Source organism: Kitasatospora sp. MBT66 (genome assembly GCF_000710405.2).
Lineage (GTDB): Bacteria > Actinomycetota > Actinomycetes > Streptomycetales > Streptomycetaceae > Kitasatospora > Kitasatospora purpeofusca.
In genome coordinates, this window is record NZ_JAIY01000010.1 from 640949 (window position 1) to 659049 (window position 18101).

Annotated in this window: 15 protein-coding genes; 10 read left to right on the forward strand and 5 right to left on the reverse strand. The window is 71.8% G+C overall.

From position 1 onward, the window contains the following. Positions 1-19: 19 nt before the first annotated feature. Entirely contained in the window at positions 20-2230 is a 2211-nt protein-coding gene (locus tag BI06_RS27575) for an MMPL family transporter (RefSeq protein ID WP_051741978.1), read from the reverse strand. A 288-nt stretch (positions 2231-2518) separates the two neighbouring features. Continuing rightward, positions 2519-4009: a 30S ribosomal protein S1 gene (rpsA, locus tag BI06_RS27580; protein WP_030307517.1), complete on the reverse strand. Its 1491-nt coding sequence runs from the start codon at positions 4007-4009 to the stop codon at positions 2519-2521. A 414-nt stretch (positions 4010-4423) separates the two neighbouring features. Here rpsA and BI06_RS27585 point away from each other — a divergent pair, with 414 nt between their 5' ends. Both BI06_RS27585 and hrpB read left to right on the forward strand, forming a co-directional pair. Continuing rightward, positions 4424-5278, forward strand: a complete 855-nt coding sequence (locus tag BI06_RS27585; RefSeq protein ID WP_051741979.1) for a class I SAM-dependent methyltransferase — start codon at positions 4424-4426, stop codon at positions 5276-5278. A gap of 6 nt (positions 5279-5284) precedes the next feature. Further along, positions 5285-7798 carry an ATP-dependent helicase HrpB gene (gene hrpB, locus BI06_RS27590; RefSeq protein WP_043472296.1) on the forward strand — a complete coding sequence of 838 codons (2514 nt, stop codon included), beginning with the start codon at positions 5285-5287 and terminating at the stop codon, positions 7796-7798. Between the two features lie 25 nt (positions 7799-7823). On the opposite strand, the gene BI06_RS27595 is transcribed toward hrpB, so the two are convergent. Both BI06_RS27595 and BI06_RS27600 read right to left on the reverse strand, forming a co-directional pair. Next, positions 7824-8288 carry an NUDIX domain-containing protein gene (locus BI06_RS27595; protein WP_043472298.1) on the reverse strand — a complete coding sequence of 155 codons (465 nt, stop codon included), beginning with the start codon at positions 8286-8288 and terminating at the stop codon, positions 7824-7826. 28 nt (positions 8289-8316) lie between these two features. Next, a complete protein-coding gene (locus BI06_RS27600) occupies positions 8317-8520 on the reverse strand; it encodes a DUF397 domain-containing protein (protein ID WP_043473241.1) in 204 nt (67 codons plus the stop codon). Positions 8521-8848: 328 nt separating this feature from the next. On the opposite strand from BI06_RS27600, the gene BI06_RS27605 reads away from it, so the two are divergent. From BI06_RS27605 to BI06_RS53865, 8 genes are all read left to right on the forward strand, one after another. After that, positions 8849-9160 carry a hypothetical protein gene (locus BI06_RS27605; RefSeq protein ID WP_043472300.1) on the forward strand — a complete coding sequence of 104 codons (312 nt, stop codon included), beginning with the start codon at positions 8849-8851 and terminating at the stop codon, positions 9158-9160. Continuing rightward, positions 9084-9608: a DUF6879 family protein gene (locus tag BI06_RS27610; protein ID WP_043472302.1), complete on the forward strand. Its 525-nt coding sequence runs from the start codon at positions 9084-9086 to the stop codon at positions 9606-9608. Before BI06_RS27605 ends, BI06_RS27610 begins: the two co-directional genes overlap by 77 nt. Positions 9609-9633: 25 nt before the next feature. Continuing rightward, positions 9634-10482 (forward strand): helix-turn-helix transcriptional regulator, encoded by an 849-nt coding sequence (locus BI06_RS27615; protein WP_043472304.1) that lies wholly within the window; start codon positions 9634-9636, stop codon positions 10480-10482. Between the two features lie 122 nt (positions 10483-10604). Next, complete coding sequence (gene tgmA / locus BI06_RS27620; protein ID WP_043472305.1) at positions 10605-10877, forward strand: putative ATP-grasp-modified RiPP; 273 nt, start codon at positions 10605-10607, stop codon at positions 10875-10877. Further along, positions 10877-11842 (forward strand): ATP-grasp ribosomal peptide maturase, encoded by a 966-nt coding sequence (gene tgmB, locus BI06_RS27625; RefSeq protein ID WP_043472307.1) that lies wholly within the window; start codon positions 10877-10879, stop codon positions 11840-11842. The genes tgmA and tgmB overlap by 1 nt, the downstream gene beginning before the upstream one ends. Then, positions 11839-12981, forward strand: coding sequence for an ATP-grasp peptide maturase system methyltransferase (gene tgmC / locus BI06_RS27630; RefSeq protein WP_043472309.1), 1143 nt, complete (start codon positions 11839-11841; stop codon positions 12979-12981). Before tgmB ends, tgmC begins: the two co-directional genes overlap by 4 nt. A 260-nt stretch (positions 12982-13241) precedes the next feature. After that, on the forward strand, positions 13242-14915 hold the full coding sequence (locus tag BI06_RS27635) for a phospholipase A2 (RefSeq protein ID WP_051741981.1): 1674 nt from the start codon (positions 13242-13244) through the stop codon (positions 14913-14915). 127 nt (positions 14916-15042) lie between these two features. Further along, positions 15043-17175, forward strand: coding sequence for a S8 family serine peptidase (locus tag BI06_RS53865; RefSeq protein WP_055731150.1), 2133 nt, complete (start codon positions 15043-15045; stop codon positions 17173-17175). A gap of 102 nt (positions 17176-17277) precedes the next feature. Here BI06_RS53865 and BI06_RS27645 read toward each other — a convergent pair whose 3' ends face one another. Further along, entirely contained in the window at positions 17278-18051 is a 774-nt protein-coding gene (locus BI06_RS27645; RefSeq protein WP_043472311.1) for a GNAT family N-acetyltransferase, read from the reverse strand. Between the last annotated feature and the right edge of the window lie 50 nt (positions 18052-18101).

Consider the following 18101-nt stretch of genomic DNA (forward strand, 5'->3'; position numbering starts at 1 on the left):
CCGAGCCGGCTCCGGGCGACTACGAGCCGGTGCTGACCAGTTCCTCCGCCGGACGCTGCGCCGGCAGCACGGCCGGGGCCAGCTCCGGCAGCTCGACGTGCTCGCTCAGCCCGAACCGGTCGTGCAGCCGCCGCAGCGGTCGCGGCGCCCACCAGTTGAACTCGCCGAAGAAGCTCATCGCGGCCGGCACCAGCAGACAGCGGACCAGGGTCGCGTCGACCGCCACGGCGACCGCCAGCGCGATGCCCATCTGCTTGACCATCAGCATGTCGCCGAGGGCGAAGCCGGCGAAGACGATCACCATCAGCAGTGCCGCCGAGGTGATGATCCGACCGCTGCGCTGGACACCCAGCTCCACCGCCCGGGTGCAGCTGTGGCCCTTGTCCCGCAGCTCCTTGATCCGGGCCAGCAGGAAGACCTCGTAGTCCATCGACAGCCCGAAGGCGAAGGCGAACACCAGGACCGGGATGAAGGTCTCCAGTCCGCCGGTCGGACTGAAGCCGAGCAGGCCGCTGAACCAGCCGTCCTGGAAGACCAGGGTCAGCGCGCCGAGCGAGGCGCCCAGTGAGAGCAGGTTCATCAGCAGGGCCTTGACCGGCATCACCACCGAGCCGGTCATCAGGAAGAGCAGGATCAGCGTGCCGAGGGCGACCAGGCCGAGCGCGATCGGCCCCCGGGTGAGCAGTTCGTCCTGGAAGTCGACCACCGAGGCCGCCCCGCCGGTCACCTGGGTGGTCAGCCCGCCCCGGTCCGCGCGCAGTTCCTCGACGACCTTCTTGGCCTCGCCGCCCTGCGGGTCGCCGTGCACCAGGACGTCAATGGTGGAGACGGTGTCGCTCACCGGGGTGACGGCCCGCACCCCGCTGACGCCGGGCAGCTGGGACACCACGTCGTCCGCGTAGGCCTGGGCGACCGTCGCACCGCTCTGCACCACCACCGTGATCGGGGCGGCCGAGGCCTGCGGGAAACGCTGGTCGACGGTCTCGGCGACCTGCCGGCCGGCCGAGGAGGCGGGCAGTACGGCGGCCCCGGAGTTGCGCATCTCGGCGTGCAGGAACGGCGCCCCGGCGGCCAGCAGCACCCCGGTGCACACCAGCGCGACCAGCACGGCCCGCTTGCGGACCCGGCGCACGGTCCGGCTGAAGAAGCCCTCGTCGGGGACGGGCGCGGAAGGCGTCCTGATCCGGCGCCCGGCGAAGCCGAGCAGCGCGGGCACCAGCGTCAGCGCGGCGGCCACCGCGATCACCACGACGCTCACCCCGGCCGCGGCGACCGCCCCGAGCACCGGGCTGGTGAAGACGAACAGCCCGGACAGGGCGACGGCGACGGTCAGTCCGGAGAAGGCGACGGTGCGCCCGGCGGTGGCGGCGGTCCGCTCCACGGCGGCGGCGATCGGCGCTCCGTGCCCGCGTTCCTCGCGGAAACGATTCACCATGAGCAGCGCGTAGTCGATCGACAGTCCGAGCCCCAGCACGGTGGCGATCGGCAGCACGCTGGTGTCGATGTCCATGATCTTGCTGAAGCCGAACATGGCCAGCAGTGCCCCGCCCACCGAGGCGACGGCGCCGATCACCGGCAGGCTCGCGGCGGCCAGGCCCCCGAACACCAGGACCATCACGATCAGGGTGAGCGGCAGGGTCACGATCTCGCCGAAGCGGGTGTCCTTCTCGGTCTGCTTCTTGACCTCGTCCTGGAGCACGAGGTCCCCGCCGACGGTGACCTTGCCGCCACCGGGCTGGACCTCGGACTGGATCGCGGCCAGCCGCTGGTTCACGGCGGTGGCCTGCGCGGAGGTACTGGTGTCGGCCATCCGCACCGAGACCAGGCTCGCGGTGCCGTCGGCCGAGCGGAGCGCCTCGGCGCCCGGGCCGGGCCCGTAGGCGTCGACGGCCGAGGAGACGCCGGGCAGGGCCGCGATCTCGGCGGTGGCCCGAGTGACGGCGTCGCGGACGGCCGTGTCGTCCACGGGCCGGCCGTCCACCACGGCGGTGACGGTGCCCCGGGCCGGGTCGGCGGCGGCGACGACGGCGCTGCCCCGGTCCGACTCGGCGGAGGCGGAGGAGGCGCCGGCCACCGTGCCCTCGAAGACCCGTCCGCCGATCAGCACGCCTATGACCAGCACGACCGCCCAGAAACCGAGCACCCAGCGCCGCTGCCGGTAGCAGAACCGGCCGAGGGCGGCGAGACGTCCGGCGACCCGAGAGTCGGCGGACGTCCCGGCGTCGGACATGAGGGGGGAAGCGGAGGTCACGGCAGAGCGACGGCGCATATGCGTGGGGTGCCTAGCGTGTGGGGCCGGGTGAGCGACCCATCGGGCAACTCATCCCAAGGTAGGCCCTAGGTCCCGAATCACCCATAGGCATCCGATGAGCCCCTAATCACAAAAATCCAGCACATAAGGAATAAATAATGAAGACCGAAAAACAATGAACCCCGCTCGGAAACCGAGCGGGGTTCATCGATGACACCGAGCGCTGATCAGCCGGCGCTAACCGGCCTCAGCGGCAGGGGCAGAGCTTCAGCTCTGGCCGCCGGCCAGCTTCTCGCGCAGGGCGGCCAGGGCCTCGTCCGAGGCCAGGGCGCCCGAGCCCTCGTCGCTGCTGGACGAGTAGGAGCCACCGGCCGCGGCGGCAACGGCGTCGCCACCCTCGGCAGCAGCCTCCGCGTCGGCCTCGCGGCTCTTGATGACCTGGGCCTGGTGCTGCTCGAAGCGGGTCTGGGCCTCGGCGTACTGCCGCTCCCACTCCTCGCGCTGCTTCTCGAAGCCGGGCAGCCAGTCGTTCGCCTCGGGGTCGAAGCCCTCCGGGTAGATGTAGTTGCCCTGGTCGTCGTACGACGCGGCCATGCCGTAGAGGGTCGGGTCGAACTCGACCTCGGCCGGGTTGGCACCCAGCGCCTCGTTGGCCTGCTTCAGCGAGAGGCTGATGCGGCGACGCTCGAGGTCGATGTCGATGACCTTGACGAAGATCTCGTCGCCGACCTGGACGACCTGCTCCGGGATCTCGACGTGGCGCTCGGCCAGCTCGGAGATGTGGACCAGACCCTCGATGCCCTCGTCCACGCGGACGAACGCACCGAACGGAACCAGCTTGGTGACCTTACCCGGAACGACCTGGCCGATCTGGTGGGTACGGGCGAACTGCTGCCACGGGTCCTCCTGGGTCGCCTTCAGCGACAGGGAGACGCGCTCGCGGTCCATGTCAACGTCGAGAACCTCGACGGTGACCTCCTGGCCGACCTCGACAACCTCGGACGGGTGGTCGATGTGCTTCCAGGACAGCTCGGAGACGTGCACCAGGCCGTCGACGCCACCCAGGTCCACGAAGGCACCGAAGTTGACGATGGAGGAGACGACGCCGGAGCGCACCTGACCCTTCTGCAGGGTGGTGAGGAAGGTCTGGCGGACCTCGCTCTGGGTCTGCTCCAGCCAGGCACGGCGGGACAGGACCACGTTGTTGCGGTTCTTGTCCAGCTCGATGATCTTGGCCTCGAGCTCCTTGCCCACGTAGGGCTGGAGGTCGCGGACGCGACGCATCTCGACGAGCGAGGCCGGCAGGAAGCCACGGAGGCCGATGTCGAGGATGAGACCACCCTTGACGACCTCGATGACGGTACCGGTGACGATCCCGTCCTCTTCCTTGATCTTCTCGATCGTGCCCCAGGCACGCTCGTACTGAGCGCGCTTCTTGGACAGGATGAGACGACCCTCCTTGTCCTCCTTCTGGAGAACCAGGGCCTCGATGTTGTCGCCGACGGCGACGACCTCGTGCGGGTCGACGTCGTGCTTGATCGACAGCTCGCGGGACGGGATGACGCCCTCGGTCTTGTAACCGATGTCGAGGAGAACCTCGTCACGGTCGACCTTCACGATGACGCCCTCGACGATGTCGCCATCGTTGAAGTACTTGATGGTCTCGTCGATCGCGGCCAGGAACGCCTCGGCGTCGCCGATGTCGTTCAGCGCGACCTGCGGGGTGGTGCTGAGGGAGGAGTCGGTGGGGCTCGTCATTAGGAAAAGGGCTCCGGTACGGACATGAAAGTCGTAGGTAATGCCACGCGGAGGGCCCGTATCGCTCCCACCGAAAGCCGGACAGCCAAGAACACGGAGCACCGGGAATCCCGCAGCACGGGAGAATCGGCGTCCGTCTTGCGACCGTGGGGTCTTCGACAGATGCGAGCGCGACCTGCTCCGTCCGAGGCGCGCAGGCCCGCAGCGCAACTTGTAGCATACGGGGACGGCCAGGCACGGTCAACGCCAACAACGGCAAGACGGTGGAGCCCGGCATGGAACAGGCCATATCCTCCGATTGCGCACCGTTAGGTGGCGGCCGAAGGGACCCCTTCCCCGGATGCCACCGCCGGGACCCCGGCCCTCTCGGACCGGATCGCGACAGCGGCGCTTCCGCAGACGACACCCTACGCGATGGGCCTTCTCACCGTGACCGGCACCCCCCTCCCCGAGCCCGACGATCTTGACGAGGACGGCGACGACGCGGTAAGGAGGTCCGCCGGCGCCGGCGAGAGCAGCCGCGCCAGCCGCCACTGGTGGGACCGCAACGCCGACGAGTACCAGGACGAGCACGGCGAGTTCCTCGGCGACGACCGCTTCACCTGGTGCCCCGAGGGCCTCGACGAGGCCGACGCCCGCCTGCTCGGCGACGTCGCCGGCCGCAGCGTGCTGGAGATCGGCGCCGGCGCCGCCCAGTGCTCGCGCTGGCTGGCCGCCCGCGGCGCCCGCCCGGTCGCCCTCGACATCTCCTACCGCCAGCTCCAGCACTCCCGCCGGATCGACCTCGCCCGCGGCGCCGCACCCGTGCCCGTGGTCCAGGCCGACGCCGCCGTCCTCCCGTTCGCCGACAGCGCCTTCGACCTCGCCTGCTCCGCCTACGGCGCCGTGCCGTTCAGCGCCGACACCGAGGCCCTGATGCGCGAGGTGCACCGGGTGCTGCGACCGGGCGGGCGCTGGGTCTTCTCGGTCACCCACCCGATCCGCTGGGCCTTCCCCGACGAACCCGGCGTCGAGGGCCTCACCGCCGTCTCCTCCTACTTCGACCGCACCCCCTACGTCGAGGAGGACGAGCAGGGCCGCGCCACCTACGTCGAACACCACCGCACGCTCGGCGACCGGGTCCGCGAACTCGTCGCCGCCGGCTTCCGGCTGGTCGACCTCGTCGAACCGGAGTGGCCGGAAGGACACGAGCAGGACTGGGGCGGCTGGTCGCCGCTGCGCGGGCGGCTCATCCCCGGCACCGCGATCTTCGTCGCCGAGCGGGGCTGAGCCCGCTTGTCGAACCCCTCCTGGCACGACCTGCCCGTCCGCACCGCCCTGCCCGCGCTGCACGCGGCGCTGGACGGACCGGGCACCGCCGTCCTCGCCGCGCCGCCCGGCACCGGCAAGACCACCCTGGTGCCGCTCGCCCTGGCCGGGCTGCTCGCCGACGGCCGGCCCGTGCGCCGGGTCCTGGTCGCCGAACCGCGCCGGCTCGCCGTCCGGGCCGCCGCCCGGCGGATGGCCTGGCTGCTCGGCTCCTCCGTGGGCCGCGAGGTCGGGTACACCGTGCGCGGCGAGCGCCGCGTCGGCCCGGAGACCGCGGTCGAGGTGGTCACCACCGGCGTGCTGCTGCAACGCCTCCAGCGCGACCAGGAGTTGCCCGGCGTCGACGTCGTCGTGCTCGACGAGTGCCACGAACGGCACCTGGACGCGGACACCGCGCTCGCCTTCCTGCTCGACGTCCGCGCCGCCCTGCGGCCCGAACTGCGGATCGTCTGCGCCTCCGCCACCTCCGACACCGCCGCCTGGGCCGAACTCCTGGACGGCGCGCCGGTGGTCGAGGCGCACGGCGTCTCGCACCCGGTCGAGGTGGTGTGGGCGCCGCCGCCGCGCGCCGTCCGGCCCGCGCACGGCACCCGGGTGGACTTCGCACTGCTCGACCACGTCGCGGCGGTGGTCCGGCGGGCCCTGGACGAACGGGACGGGGACGTGCTCTGCTTCCTGCCCGGCGTCGGCGAGATCGCCCGGGTCGCCGGGCAGTTGGGCGGGGTCCCGGCCGAGGTGCTGCAACTGCACGGGCGCGCGCCGCAGGCCGTCCAGGACGCGGCGCTCACCCCTTCGCCGGGGCGTCGCGTCGTCCTCGCCACCGCCGTCGCCGAATCCTCCCTCACCGTGCCCGGCGTGCGGATCGTGGTCGACGCCGGACTCGCCCGGGAGCCGCGCACCGACCACGCCCGGGGCCTCGCCGCCCTGGTCACCGTGCGCGCCTCGCTCGCCGCCGCCCGCCAGCGCGCCGGCCGCGCGGGCCGCGAGGCGCCCGGCACCGTCTACCGCTGCTGGCACGAGGCCGAGGACGCCCGCGCCGCCCGCTTCCCCACCCCCGAGATCGCGGTCGCCGACCTCACCCCGTTCGCCCTCCAGGTGGCCTGCTGGGGCGACCCGGACGCCACCGGACTCGCCCTGCCCGACGCCCCGCCCGCCGGCGCGATGGCCGCCGCCCGGGAGACCCTGGTCGCCCTCGGGGCGGTCTCCTCGGACGGCCGGGCGACCGAGCGCGGAGTGCGGCTCGCCCGCACCGGGCTGCACCCGCGACTGGGACGGGCACTGGTCGACGGCGCACCCGCCGTGGGCGCCCGCCGGGCGGCCGAGGTGGTCGCGCTGCTGTCGGAGGAGCCGCCGCGGGCGCTGGGGGACGACCTCGCCGCGGTGTGGCGGCTCGTTCAGTCCTCCGGCGACCCCTACGCCGGACGCTGGCGCGACGAAGTCCGCCGCCTGCAGCGCGCCACCTCCGACGAACCCGCCACCCGACTGCCCGACGCCACCGCCGTCGGCCTCGTCGTCGCCCTGGCCTTCCCGGAGCGCATCGCCCGGGCGAGGGTCGAGCGGCCCGCACCGGGCGAGCGCAGCCCGTACCTGATGGCCTCGGGGACGGCCGCCGAACTCTCCCGCGACACCCGGCTCGGCACCCTTCCCTGGCTCGCCGTCGCGGCGGCCGACCGCCCGGCGGGGTCGCACTCGGCCCGGGTGCTGCACGCGGCGGCGCTCGACGAGGACACCGCGCTGCTCGCGGGCGCGTCCCTGCTGAGCGCGCGCGAGGAGGTCCACTGGGACACCCGGCGCGACGAGGTCACCGCCCGCCGGGTGGAGTCCCTCGGCGCCATCGAACTCGCCGAGAAGCCGCTGACCCGGCCCGACCGGGCGCTCGTCCGGGCGGCCGTCGTCGAGGGCCTCACCCGCGAGGGCGTGAGCGCCCTGCTGACCTTCCCGTCCAACCTGCGCGAACGCCTGGCGTTCCTCCACGCGGCGATCGGCGACCCCTGGCCGGACGTGTCCGATTCCGCACTGCTCGAACGCGCCGAGGAGTGGCTGGAACCCGAACTGTCCCGCGCCCGCCGCCGCGCCGACCTGGCAAGGATCAACACGACGGACGCCCTGCAACGCCTCCTCCCCTGGGCAAGCGGCCAGGCCGGCCGCCTGGACGAGCTGGCCCCCGAACGCATCACCGTGCCCAGCGGATCGAAGATACGGGTCGACTACAGCACCGAACGGCCCGTGTTGGCCGTCAAGTTGCAGGAACTCTTCGGCTGGAAGGCCGCCCCGTCCCTGGCCGGCGGAAGGGTCCCGCTCACCGTGCAGTTGCTCTCCCCCGCCGGCCGCCCCGCCGCCATCACCGGCGATCTGGAAGGCTTCTGGAAGAACGGCTACCACGCCGTCAGGGCGGATCTCAGGGGTCGCTACCCCCGCCACCCCTGGCCCGAGGACCCGACCACCGCCGAGCCGACGAAGCGCACCAACGCCAGGAAGTGACAGGGAGCCGATCGGAGAACGGCAGCTACCGCACCATGGGGATCTTCCCGGAGCGCCAGTCGGCCAGCCGCCGGCGGATGTTCGACACCATCGGCAGCCCATCCGTCTCGGCCGGGCTGAACCACGCCACCTCGTGGGACTCGTCGGACACCCGCAACTCCCCGCCCAGCGGGCGCCCGAGGAGACAGATCGAGAACTCCTGCCGGACCTCGCCGTCGTAGGCGAAGACGTGGCGGGGATCGGTGTAGGTGTCGACGATCCCGGTGATCTCGATGTCGATGCCGGTCTCCTCGCGCGTCTCGCGGACACCGCACCCGGCGATCGACTCACAGATGTCCATCCGGCCACCGGGCAGCGCCCACTTCCCGTTGTCGGTACGCCGCTGGAGCAGAACCCGGCCCGCGTCGTCGACCACGACGACGGAAGCGGCCGGAACGAGGGAGTTGGCCTCGGGGGCGTTCGGGTCGTCCTCGTAGTCACGCCTGGGCATGACGCACCACCTCCGTCACTCGGATCGGTCAGATGTCATCGAACTCGCCGGAGCGAACGGCCCGCACGAACGACTGCCACGCCTCCGCCGGGAGAACGAGTTCGGGGCCATGAGGGTCCTTGGAGTCGCGCACCGCACCGGGGCGCAACTCGTCGACCTCGACACACCCGCCCCGCCCGTTGCTGCAGGAGCTCTTCCGCCACGCGGCGCGGGCCGGTTGGTCACTGTGCATGCCGTTCACAGCCCCTCCGTGCCTCCCGGACCACGGCCACGCTGTCCAGCCGCACGAGGGCGTCGACCCGAAGGCGATCGTACTGTCCGGCCCACCCGGCCAGGACCTCGAATTCCCGCTCCAGAGGGCCCCGTCCGAGCCCCGCGCGGGAAGTCGACCCATCCGACTTCCTGCTCACGACACCTCACCGCCCCAGGATCGAAGGCAGTCCTTGATCGCTCGATTCGCGCCTCTCGCGCGACCGTGCGCCGTTGACGTGCCCCATCCCCGACTTCACCGTGTGTACCGCGACGACTACCCTCGACACGGCCGGACCCAGGAGACCACCATGGCGCTGGATTTTGCAGGGATCGACCCCGAGAGCAAGTCCGGAGGCTCGCCGACCGTATGGATCGAGGACGAGGCGAACGAGCTCGTGATCCAGGGTTGGAAGGCGGGCGCCGCTCTTGAGGCCCGCATCCACGGGACCGAGTGGGTGCCCGGCCACGGGAGGGGCATCCCTGAGCACGAAACCGTCGTCCGCGTCCCCCTGCGGATGATCCCGATCCTGCGAAAGGCGTGCGATGACGCAGAACGTGCCGGACTTTTCCGCCCTGTTGAAGGGAGCACGGCGGACGGCCGTCCATCTGGAGATGCGTGACGTCTACGGCGTCGCCGACGAGGCAGCCGAGTTCGAGGAGTTCAAGCGGGTCGGCTCGGTCGATCTGGACCCGGATTCCGAAGGCTGGTCCGGCTGGGTGCCACTCGTTCGAGAGACCGTCGGCCGTGGCGTGGTGATGCGCCGGGCGCGGATCGTGTCGGAGCCGGTGACCGACTACATCCGGTGGGAGCACGCACTGACCCCGGTGAACCTCGCTGCGGGCGAGCACGTGCGGTGGCTCCCCCGACGCCTCGCCTCGGACATCCCGCTGCCCGGCAATGACCTGTGGCTGATCGACGACCGCCTGCTTCTCTTCCACTGGTTCACCGGCGACGGCAATTGGGCCGGGCACGAGTACACCGAGGATCCGGCCGTGGTGAAGATGGCCTCCGCCGCATTCGAGACCGTCTGGGAGCGCGGCGTCCCGCACGACCGGTACATCGTCTGACCACTCGGACCATCGCGGACAGTTCATGGCCTCTTCTCCGTCCTCAGCTGCCCAAACCGCCCGTCAGGCTCTGGCCGACAGGCTCCAGGACCTGCGCAGGGACGCGGGGCTCACCGGCCGTGAGCTGTCCGCGCGGTGCGGCTGGCACCCGGCGAAGACCACCCGCATCCAGAAAGGTGAATCGACTCCCTCCGACAGCGACATCCGGGCCTGGTGTGCGGCCTGCGGAGCGGAGGACCGCATCCCCGCACTGATCGCGGCCTCGCGTTCGGTCGCGTCGATGTACGTGGAGTGGAAGCGCCTCCAACGCGCCGGCCTCCAACAGCTCCAGGAGACCTACACCCGTTCCTACCGAGACTCGCGCCTTCTACGCTTCTACTCCTCGGACGTCGTTCCCGGCATGCTCCAGACCTCCGGCTACGCCGCGGCGATCCTCTCCCGCTTCGCCGATCGGGCGAGTTCGCCCGACGACCTGGAACAGGCGGTCGCCCAGCGGATGCGGAGCACCGAGACCATGTACGAGGGCAACCACCGCATCGTCTGCCTGGTCGAGGAGTCCGTCCTCCGCTACCGGATCGCCGAGCCCTCTGTCATGGCTGACCAGTTGGCCAGACTGCTCTCGATCAAGGCGCTTCCCCGGGTCAGCCTCGGCATCATCCCTTTCACAACGCAGCGGACCATCTGGCCGGTGGAGACCTTCCATGTCGCCGATGACCGCGTGGTCGAGGTCGAACTGGTCACCGCACGCGTCCGGATCACCACCCCACCCGAAGTCGGCGAATACCTCGAAACCTTCCGCGAACTGCAGGAGTTCGCGGTCTACGGCCGGGAGGCCGGCGCCCTCATCGCCTCGGCGATCGACGCCCTCGGGTGAATCTCCGCAACCATCCGCAACTCCGTGGGAGTCGTCCGATGCCTCTCCGTACCGTAGTTGCCGATCCCGCCCGCCCCGTAGCCGCCGCATCGGAATCGCCCACTCCCGATCAAGGAGGACGCATGACGCAGACCCCCGCCCCCTGGGGCACCGGCAGGATGAGGCCCTACCCGGCCACTGCCACGCTCCCGGCGTTCACGCCCGTGATCGACCCCGATACCCAGATCGCCGTCATCGTGGACGAGAACGGCCGGACGGTCGAACTGGGGAGCCACGGCACCAGCACCAGCGGTGTCACGCCCACCCAAACGAGCCCCGGCGACGGGTCCACGCCGGGCGGCGCCACGGACAGCGATGTCACCGAGTCCTACGACCAGGACCAGAGCTCCGGCTGATGGACAACCGAAGCGGGTCGGTGCTGGTACTGACCAACTCCTCCGATGTGACGGCGGATGCGGTACTGCGGGTGCTCGCCGACCGCCGGGTACCGGTGGTCCGTCTCGACCCCGGCACCGACCTGCACGCGGGCGCCTCGCTGACCGCCACCTACAACAGTGGCGGTCAGCGAGGCACCCTCCGTACGTCCAGCCGTGAACTGGACCTCACGGCCGTTCGGTCCGTCTGGGTACGCAGGCCCTCGCCCTACGAGGGTCCGCCCGGCCTCGACACCCAGGACCGCCGGTTCGCCGCCGCGCAGGGCTTCTGGGGGACGGGTGGCATCCTGGCCTCGCTCCCCGGAGCTCATTACGTGAACCACCCCTGGGACAACCGGGCGGCGGAGTACAAGCCGTCCCAGCTCGCCGCAGCCCAACGCTGCGGATTCCAGGTGCCCCACACAATGATCACCGACGACGAGAACGAGGCGCGGGAGTTCACCGCCGAGCACGCGGCCGGCACGGTCTACAAGCCCGTGTGGCACACCTCGTACTCGGTCGGCGGGCAGGCCCAGGCCGTCTGGGTCCGCGAAGTCCGCGGCGGGGAGATCACCGGGGCCGTGACGATGTGCCCGCACATGTTCCAAGCCAGGCTTCCCAAAGTGTTCGACACCCGGGTGGCCGCAGTCGGAGACCTGCTCTTCGGCATCCGCATCGACAGCCCGGACCTCGACTGGCGACGCCGCCAGGACCGGATGCGCTGCAGACCGATCGACGTCCCCGCCCCGGTCGCCGTGGCCATCACCCGCTACCTCGCCGCCTTTCGACTGACCTTCGGTGCCTTCGACTTCGCCGTCACCGCAGATGGCATGTGGCACTTCCTGGAGTGCAACCCGAACGGGCAGTGGGCATGGCAGCCGACCGGGACCACCCATCGGATCGCGCACGCGATCGCCGACCGACTGGAAAGAGGCCACGAGCGGTGACCACCTCCGCCATCCTGCGCGCCGCCCTCGTCGAGCAGCTCACCGAGAACGGCACGCTCGCCGATCCCGCGTGGACCGCGGCCGCCGCGGCCGTGCCGCGCGAACTGTTCACCGGCTCCTACTTCGACGCGATCGACGGCAGCTACCCGACCACCTACCGGACCCTGCGGCACGGTGATCCCGGGTGGCTGGAGGGGGTCTACGCCGACCGGACCCTCGTCACCCAACTCGACGGCCGCACCCACCCCGAGGACGCCGGGGAGCGGCCGGTGACCGGAGCGCCCTCGTCGTCCTCCACCCTGCCCTCGCTCGTGCTGGGCATGTGGCAGCGGCTCGGCGCGGAGGCCGGTCACCGGGTCCTCGAAGTCGGCACCGGAACCGGCTACTCGACCGCCCTCGGCGCGCACCGCCTCGGCGACGGGAACATCACCAGCATCGAGTGCGACCCCCGCGTGGCGGCGCGCGCCGCCACCGCACTCCGAGCGGCCGGCTACGCACCGCGCCTGCTCACCGGCGACGGCCTCGGCGGGGACCCGGACGGCGGCGCCTTCGACCGGCTGATCGCGACGTGCTCGGTCCGGTACCTGCCGATGGCCTGGCTCCACCAGGTCACGCCGGGCGGCCGCATCCTCGTCACCCTGTCCGGGTGGAGCTACGCCAACGCCTTGGCGCTGCTCGACGTGACCGGCCCCGGCGAGGCCACCGGCCGGTTCCTGCCCGGCTTTACCAGCTTCATGATCGCCCGCCCTCACGACCGGCCTCCCCGTCCGACCCCGGCGCTGCTCCCCGGGGAGGGACGCCCGAGCCGGATCGACCCCGCGAAGCTCGACACCTGGACCGGCAGCTGGATCGCACAGCTCGCCGCGCCCTCCGCCGAACGGATGGGAAGCGGAGCGCAGCAGATCCTCTCGGACGTGGCCACCGGCTCGCAGGCCCGGACCGTGCCCGACCCCGCGGGCGGCTGGACTGTGTTCCAGCGCGGACCGCTTCGCCTGTGGGACCAGGTGGAAGCCGCCGTCGAGACCTGGCAGGAAGCGGGCGAGCCGCACCAGGTCGCCTTCGGTATCACCGTCTCGGCGGCGGGGCAACGGGTCTGGCTCGGCACCGAGCACGGGCCGGGCTGGAACCTTCCGATCTGACCCCAGTACTCGGACGGCCAGGTCGCGCGCAGGAAGTCGGCGGGTCCGGCTTCCTGCGCACCATGCTGTGGCTCAGGAGGCGGCCCACCAGGTCGAGGGGGCCGCGACCGTGTACCCCAGCGACTCGTACAGCGACCGGCCCAGCTTCGAGAATCCTTTCCGGGCCTCCCCTCCTCCTATGTGCGCACCAGCCGAACGGACCGGCCGAGACCCGTCGGTCCGTTCGGACCACTGATCGCCTTTTCACGAGAGGGGAACTCGTGCGCAGCAGAAGCGCGCTTCCCGTGCTGGCCGCGGTGTCCTTGTCCCTGCTGCTTCCGCAGGGCCCGGCCGGAGCCGCACCCGCGGGCGCCTTACCCGCCCTGACGGCCGAGGCCGTCGAACCGCCGGCGGCGGACGGCGAGCTCCAGCAGGTCGGCCCCGGTGTCTATTCGACCGCGGACAAGTCGTTCGAGATCCACGAGACCGATGTGGCGGTGGGCCTGATGAGCCGCAGCCACACCGTCACCGTCCAGCCGGACGGTCTCTCCATGCCGTCGTCCGCACCTGCGGCCCGGGCGGACATGGGGGTCTTCGGCCCTGGCTGGGAGGCCGAGTTCGTGGGTGGCCGGCTCAACCGCAAGCTGGAGCAACGGGGCGACTCGGTCGTCGTCACCGACCTCGGCGCGCACGCCGCGGTCACCTACGCACTGAAGAGCAGCCTCAGCTACCCGGGCGGGGGCTCGGTCAGGAAGTACGCGACTCCCGAGGGTGACACCCTCACCGAGACGACCCGGTTCAACGAGTCGACGGGCACCCTGGTGTCCACCGCCACCGAGGTGTCGGCCATGACCGGGTCGGTGCCGGACACGGACCTGCCCGCCGGCGCCGACACCGATGCCGGCGCCCCGGTCGAACTCGACCGGCTGACACCGACCTACACCTGGAAGCAGGTGGCCGCGGGACCCGACGGCTGGCGCGTCACCGGCCTGGGCACCGTCGCCGACAGCGCCCTCTCCACCGTCACCTACGACAACGCGGGCCGGATCGCCACCGTCAAGGACACCGAAGCCGGGGAAACCACCTCCCGGCTGCTGACGGTCGCGTACTCGACCACCACCACCGCCACGGCCTCCACGCCGGGCGAATTCGCGGGCCGGGCCCGGGAGATCACCCTCACCGACGGCGCCACGGTGCAGGCGCTCGCCCGGTATTCCTACGACGCCTCCGGGAAGCTCCGTTCGGTGGCCGACCCGGCCTCGGGCATCGAGACCGTCTCCTCGTACACCTACGACGCCGCAGGACGAATCTCCTCCGTCACGTCACCGGCCAACGGCGCCTGGGACCTGGCGTTCCCCGCCGGATCGGCCTCGCCGAGCGCCGCCCCGGTCGGTGCCGCGCGTCCGGCCGCGGATGCGCCGCTGGAGGGCGCGGCCGGGATCACCGACCCCGCCGCGAGCGGCCCGCCGGCGGCGGACTTCACCACCGGGGAGTTCACCGACACCCAGGCCAACCCCCGCTACTGCTCGGGCGCGACGGACTGGATGTGGTACCTCAAGCGGGGCTGCGCGTCCTGGGTCGCGCACTACGGCTGGCACGCCCCGACCTACAAGTACACGCCGACCGGCTTCCGGGTCATGGGCATCAACCACGACGGCTGCACCACCCCCGGACCCAACATCAGCAGGCCGGGCGGCTTCGACTTCCGGCCGGCGTGCGACATGCACGACTACGGCTACGGCCTCATCGGCAACACGTACAAGAACTACCCGTACTACCTCGACCGGAACAAGAAGTCGAACGTCGAGAACGCCTTCTACAGCACGATGAAGAACCAGAGCTGCAACCACTACTTCGTCCTGCGGCGGCCGAAGTGCTACGCCTACGCGTGGACCTACTACAAGGCCGTGAGCAACCACGGCAATCCGAAGAACGGCGCCAACGCGACGAGGTAGCGCGCCGTCCCCTTCCGGCGGCGCTCCCGCGCACGGGCCGGATCGGATGTGCCCGGTCGCAACGGGGCCGGGCGGCGGAACCCCTCCGCCCCCGTCCCCGCCCCGTCCTTGGTCTATGGAGCAGTGAGTGAACCCACGTACACGCAGCCTGGTCGTCGCCGCAGCGGCGGCCGCAGTGCTCACCGCGATACCGGTGGGCATCAGCCCCCTGTCCGAAGCAGCCCCCTCCCACGTCCCCGCCTCCGCCTCCGCCTCCGCCGAAGAGGCCGGACCGGTCGATCCCCCGCTGTTCGACAGCACCCGCAACGGCCGCACCGTCCGCGTCAACGTCGTCACCGACCGGCGGACCGACCTGGCCTCCGCCACCGACGCGGGCCCGACCCTCGTCTCGTACGACACCCTGCCGATGGTCACCCTCCGCGTGGGCCAGGAAGGCCTCCGGAAGCTGAACACCCGGCCGGGGGTCGTCAGCGTCACCGAGGACGTCCCGGTCCCGCCCACGCTGAACGAATCCACCGTCAAGATCGGCAGTGACCGGGCCTTCGCCGCCGGGAAGACGGGCGCCGGCACCGCCGTCGCGATCCTGGACACCGGCGTCGCCGTCGACCACCCGTTCCTCTCGGGCCGTGTGAAGACCCAGGCGTGCTTCTCCGTCAACGACGAGGCCGCCGGCGTCACCAGCCTGTGCCCCGACGGCTCCGCCCAGCAGGAGGGCGACGGCAGCGCCGACGCCGGCAGCGGCCCGTGCGCCTCCCTGGGCGCCGAGTGCTCCCACGGGACCCACGTCGCCGGAATCGCCGCCGGCAACGGCGCCGGCACCAGCGGGGCACCCGTACGTGGTGTCGCGCCCGGGGCGGACATCATCGCCGTCCAGGTGTTCTCCAGGTTCAGCTCCGACGAGGTCTGCTGGGTGACCGGGACGAACCCGTGCGTGCTCAGCTACACCAGCTCCCAGCTCAAGGGTCTGGAGAAGGTCCTCGCGCTGAAGCGAGCCGGGACGGACGTGGTCGCGGCCAACCTGAGCCTGGGCGCCGGTCACTGGACCGCGGCCTGCACCCGCGACCCCCTGGCGGCGGTCATCGACGCCCTGCGCGCCGCGGGCGTCGCCACGGTCGTCGCCGCCGGCAACAGCGGCGACCCCGATGCCGTCAGCTCTCCCGGCTGCGTCCCCTCCGCGATCACGGTGGGTGCGACCACCGACGACGACCAGCTCGCCGCCTTCTCCAACCGCGGAGCGCTGTTGGACCTCCTCGCCCCCGGCACGAGCATCGTCTCCTCCGTGCCCGGCGGCTACGCATCGATGAACGGCACCTCCATGGCCGCCCCCCACGTCACCGGGGCCCTCGCCGTGCTGAGGCAGACCTACCCCGGCCTGAGCATCGACCAGCTCGAAGCGCTGCTCAAGAACGACGGCAAACCCATCGCCTACACCGGTGGCACCACACCGCGGATCCAGCTCGACCGGAGCGCGGTGCCCGCGGCACCCGGCGACATGACCGGCGACCGCAAGCCGGACCTGGTCGCGGTCGACGACACCGGCAAGCTGCGCCTCTACCCCGGCACCGGCACCGGCGGCCTCGGCCCGCACATCGTCATCGGCGCGGGCGGCTGGTCCGGGGCCTCCGTGACACACCGCGGCGACTGGACCGGTGACGGCAAGGAGGACATCGTCGCCCGGGTCGGCAGCCAGCTCCGTGTCTACCCGAACCTCGGCGACGGCACCCTCGGCGCGCCGATCCAGATCGCGAGCGGATTGCCCACCACCGCCCAGGTCGTGGCGGTCGGCGACACCGACCACGACGGGAAGCCGGACCTGGTGGTCCAGCACACCGACAAGCTCTTCCGCTACCCCGGTGCCGTCGTCGGCACCGCCCCGGCCGTCGGCGCCCCCGTCGTCATCGGGACCACAGGCTGGGACGTCATGGACCTGAGCGCCCCCGGCGACGCCGATCACGACGGCCGGGTCGACCTCCTCGCCCGCGACACCCGGGACGGCATCCTGTACCACTACATGGGCCAGCCCGACGGGAAGTCCTTCAGCTCCCGCACCGAGTACGGCCACGGGTACACCACCGCCTACCGACCCCTGATCGCCGGCGCCGCCGACGCCGACCGGAACGGCACCGCCGACATGTGGGCCACCGCCGGTGACGGCACCCTGAGGTTCTATCAGGGCGGCACCTCGATCCACGGCCCGATCGACGGCCCGAGCGTCCAGGTCGGCAACGGCGGCTGGGGCGCCATCAAGTCCATCGGCTGACCGGGCCGGTACGGGGGCCGGGCGCCGCCCACCGAGCGCGGGAAGTCGGCCGGGCCGACTTCCCGCGCCGCCCGGGCACCGGCGGGCCCCACGGCCCGACCGCTACGCGTCCGCCGCGGGAGTGGCCCACCAGGTCGACGGTGCCGCGACCGTGTACCCCAGGGACTCGTACAGCGGCCGGCCCAGCTTCGAGGCGGTGAGGGTGGCCGGGAGGTGCGCGACGTCGGCGAGGGCGCCGAGCATGACGGCCCGGCCGACGCCGCGGGAGCGGAAGGCGGAGGAGGTGGCGATCCAGTAGTGGCTGGCGACGCCGTCGGCCGCGACGCTCAGGCCGGCTCCCGCGACCGCGCCGTCGACGGAGGCGAGGAACACGTCCACGCCCGGGTGTTCGACCAGCGACGTCGGGAAGAGCTCGCCGGGGCGGTAGGGCTGGAAGCCGTCGAGGTCGAAAGCCTCGATCACGACCTGCTCGGCCGCCCGGAGGTCCTCGGACCGCTCCACCCGGGTCACGTCCAGGGCCGGGGCGGCGACGGGTCCGGGCAGGCGCAGCATGATCGGCATCTGCCAGGTGCGGATGCCCAGGTGGCTCAGGTCCGTCGCGCTGAACGGGTCCTCGACGGTCACCGCGCCCGCCGCCCGGCGGGTCAGTTCGCTCACCTCGGCCACCTCGCCCGGGTCGAGGTCGGGCTCCTGGATCAGGATCCGCTGGCCCGCGCGCTCGTCGCCGTCGACGGCGACGAAGCCGCGGCGCCGGATCACCTCGTGTCCCCGGCTCACGCCGGTGGCGGTCCAGAAGGCGGCGGAGTTGCGGGCCTGGAGCGTCGGCGCCTCGGGCAGGGAGACGGGCCGGTCGGTCGAAGTGGATTCCATGGTCATCGTGCCCACGGTAGTACGAAACTGACTCCGTGACACGGGTCGGTCAACTG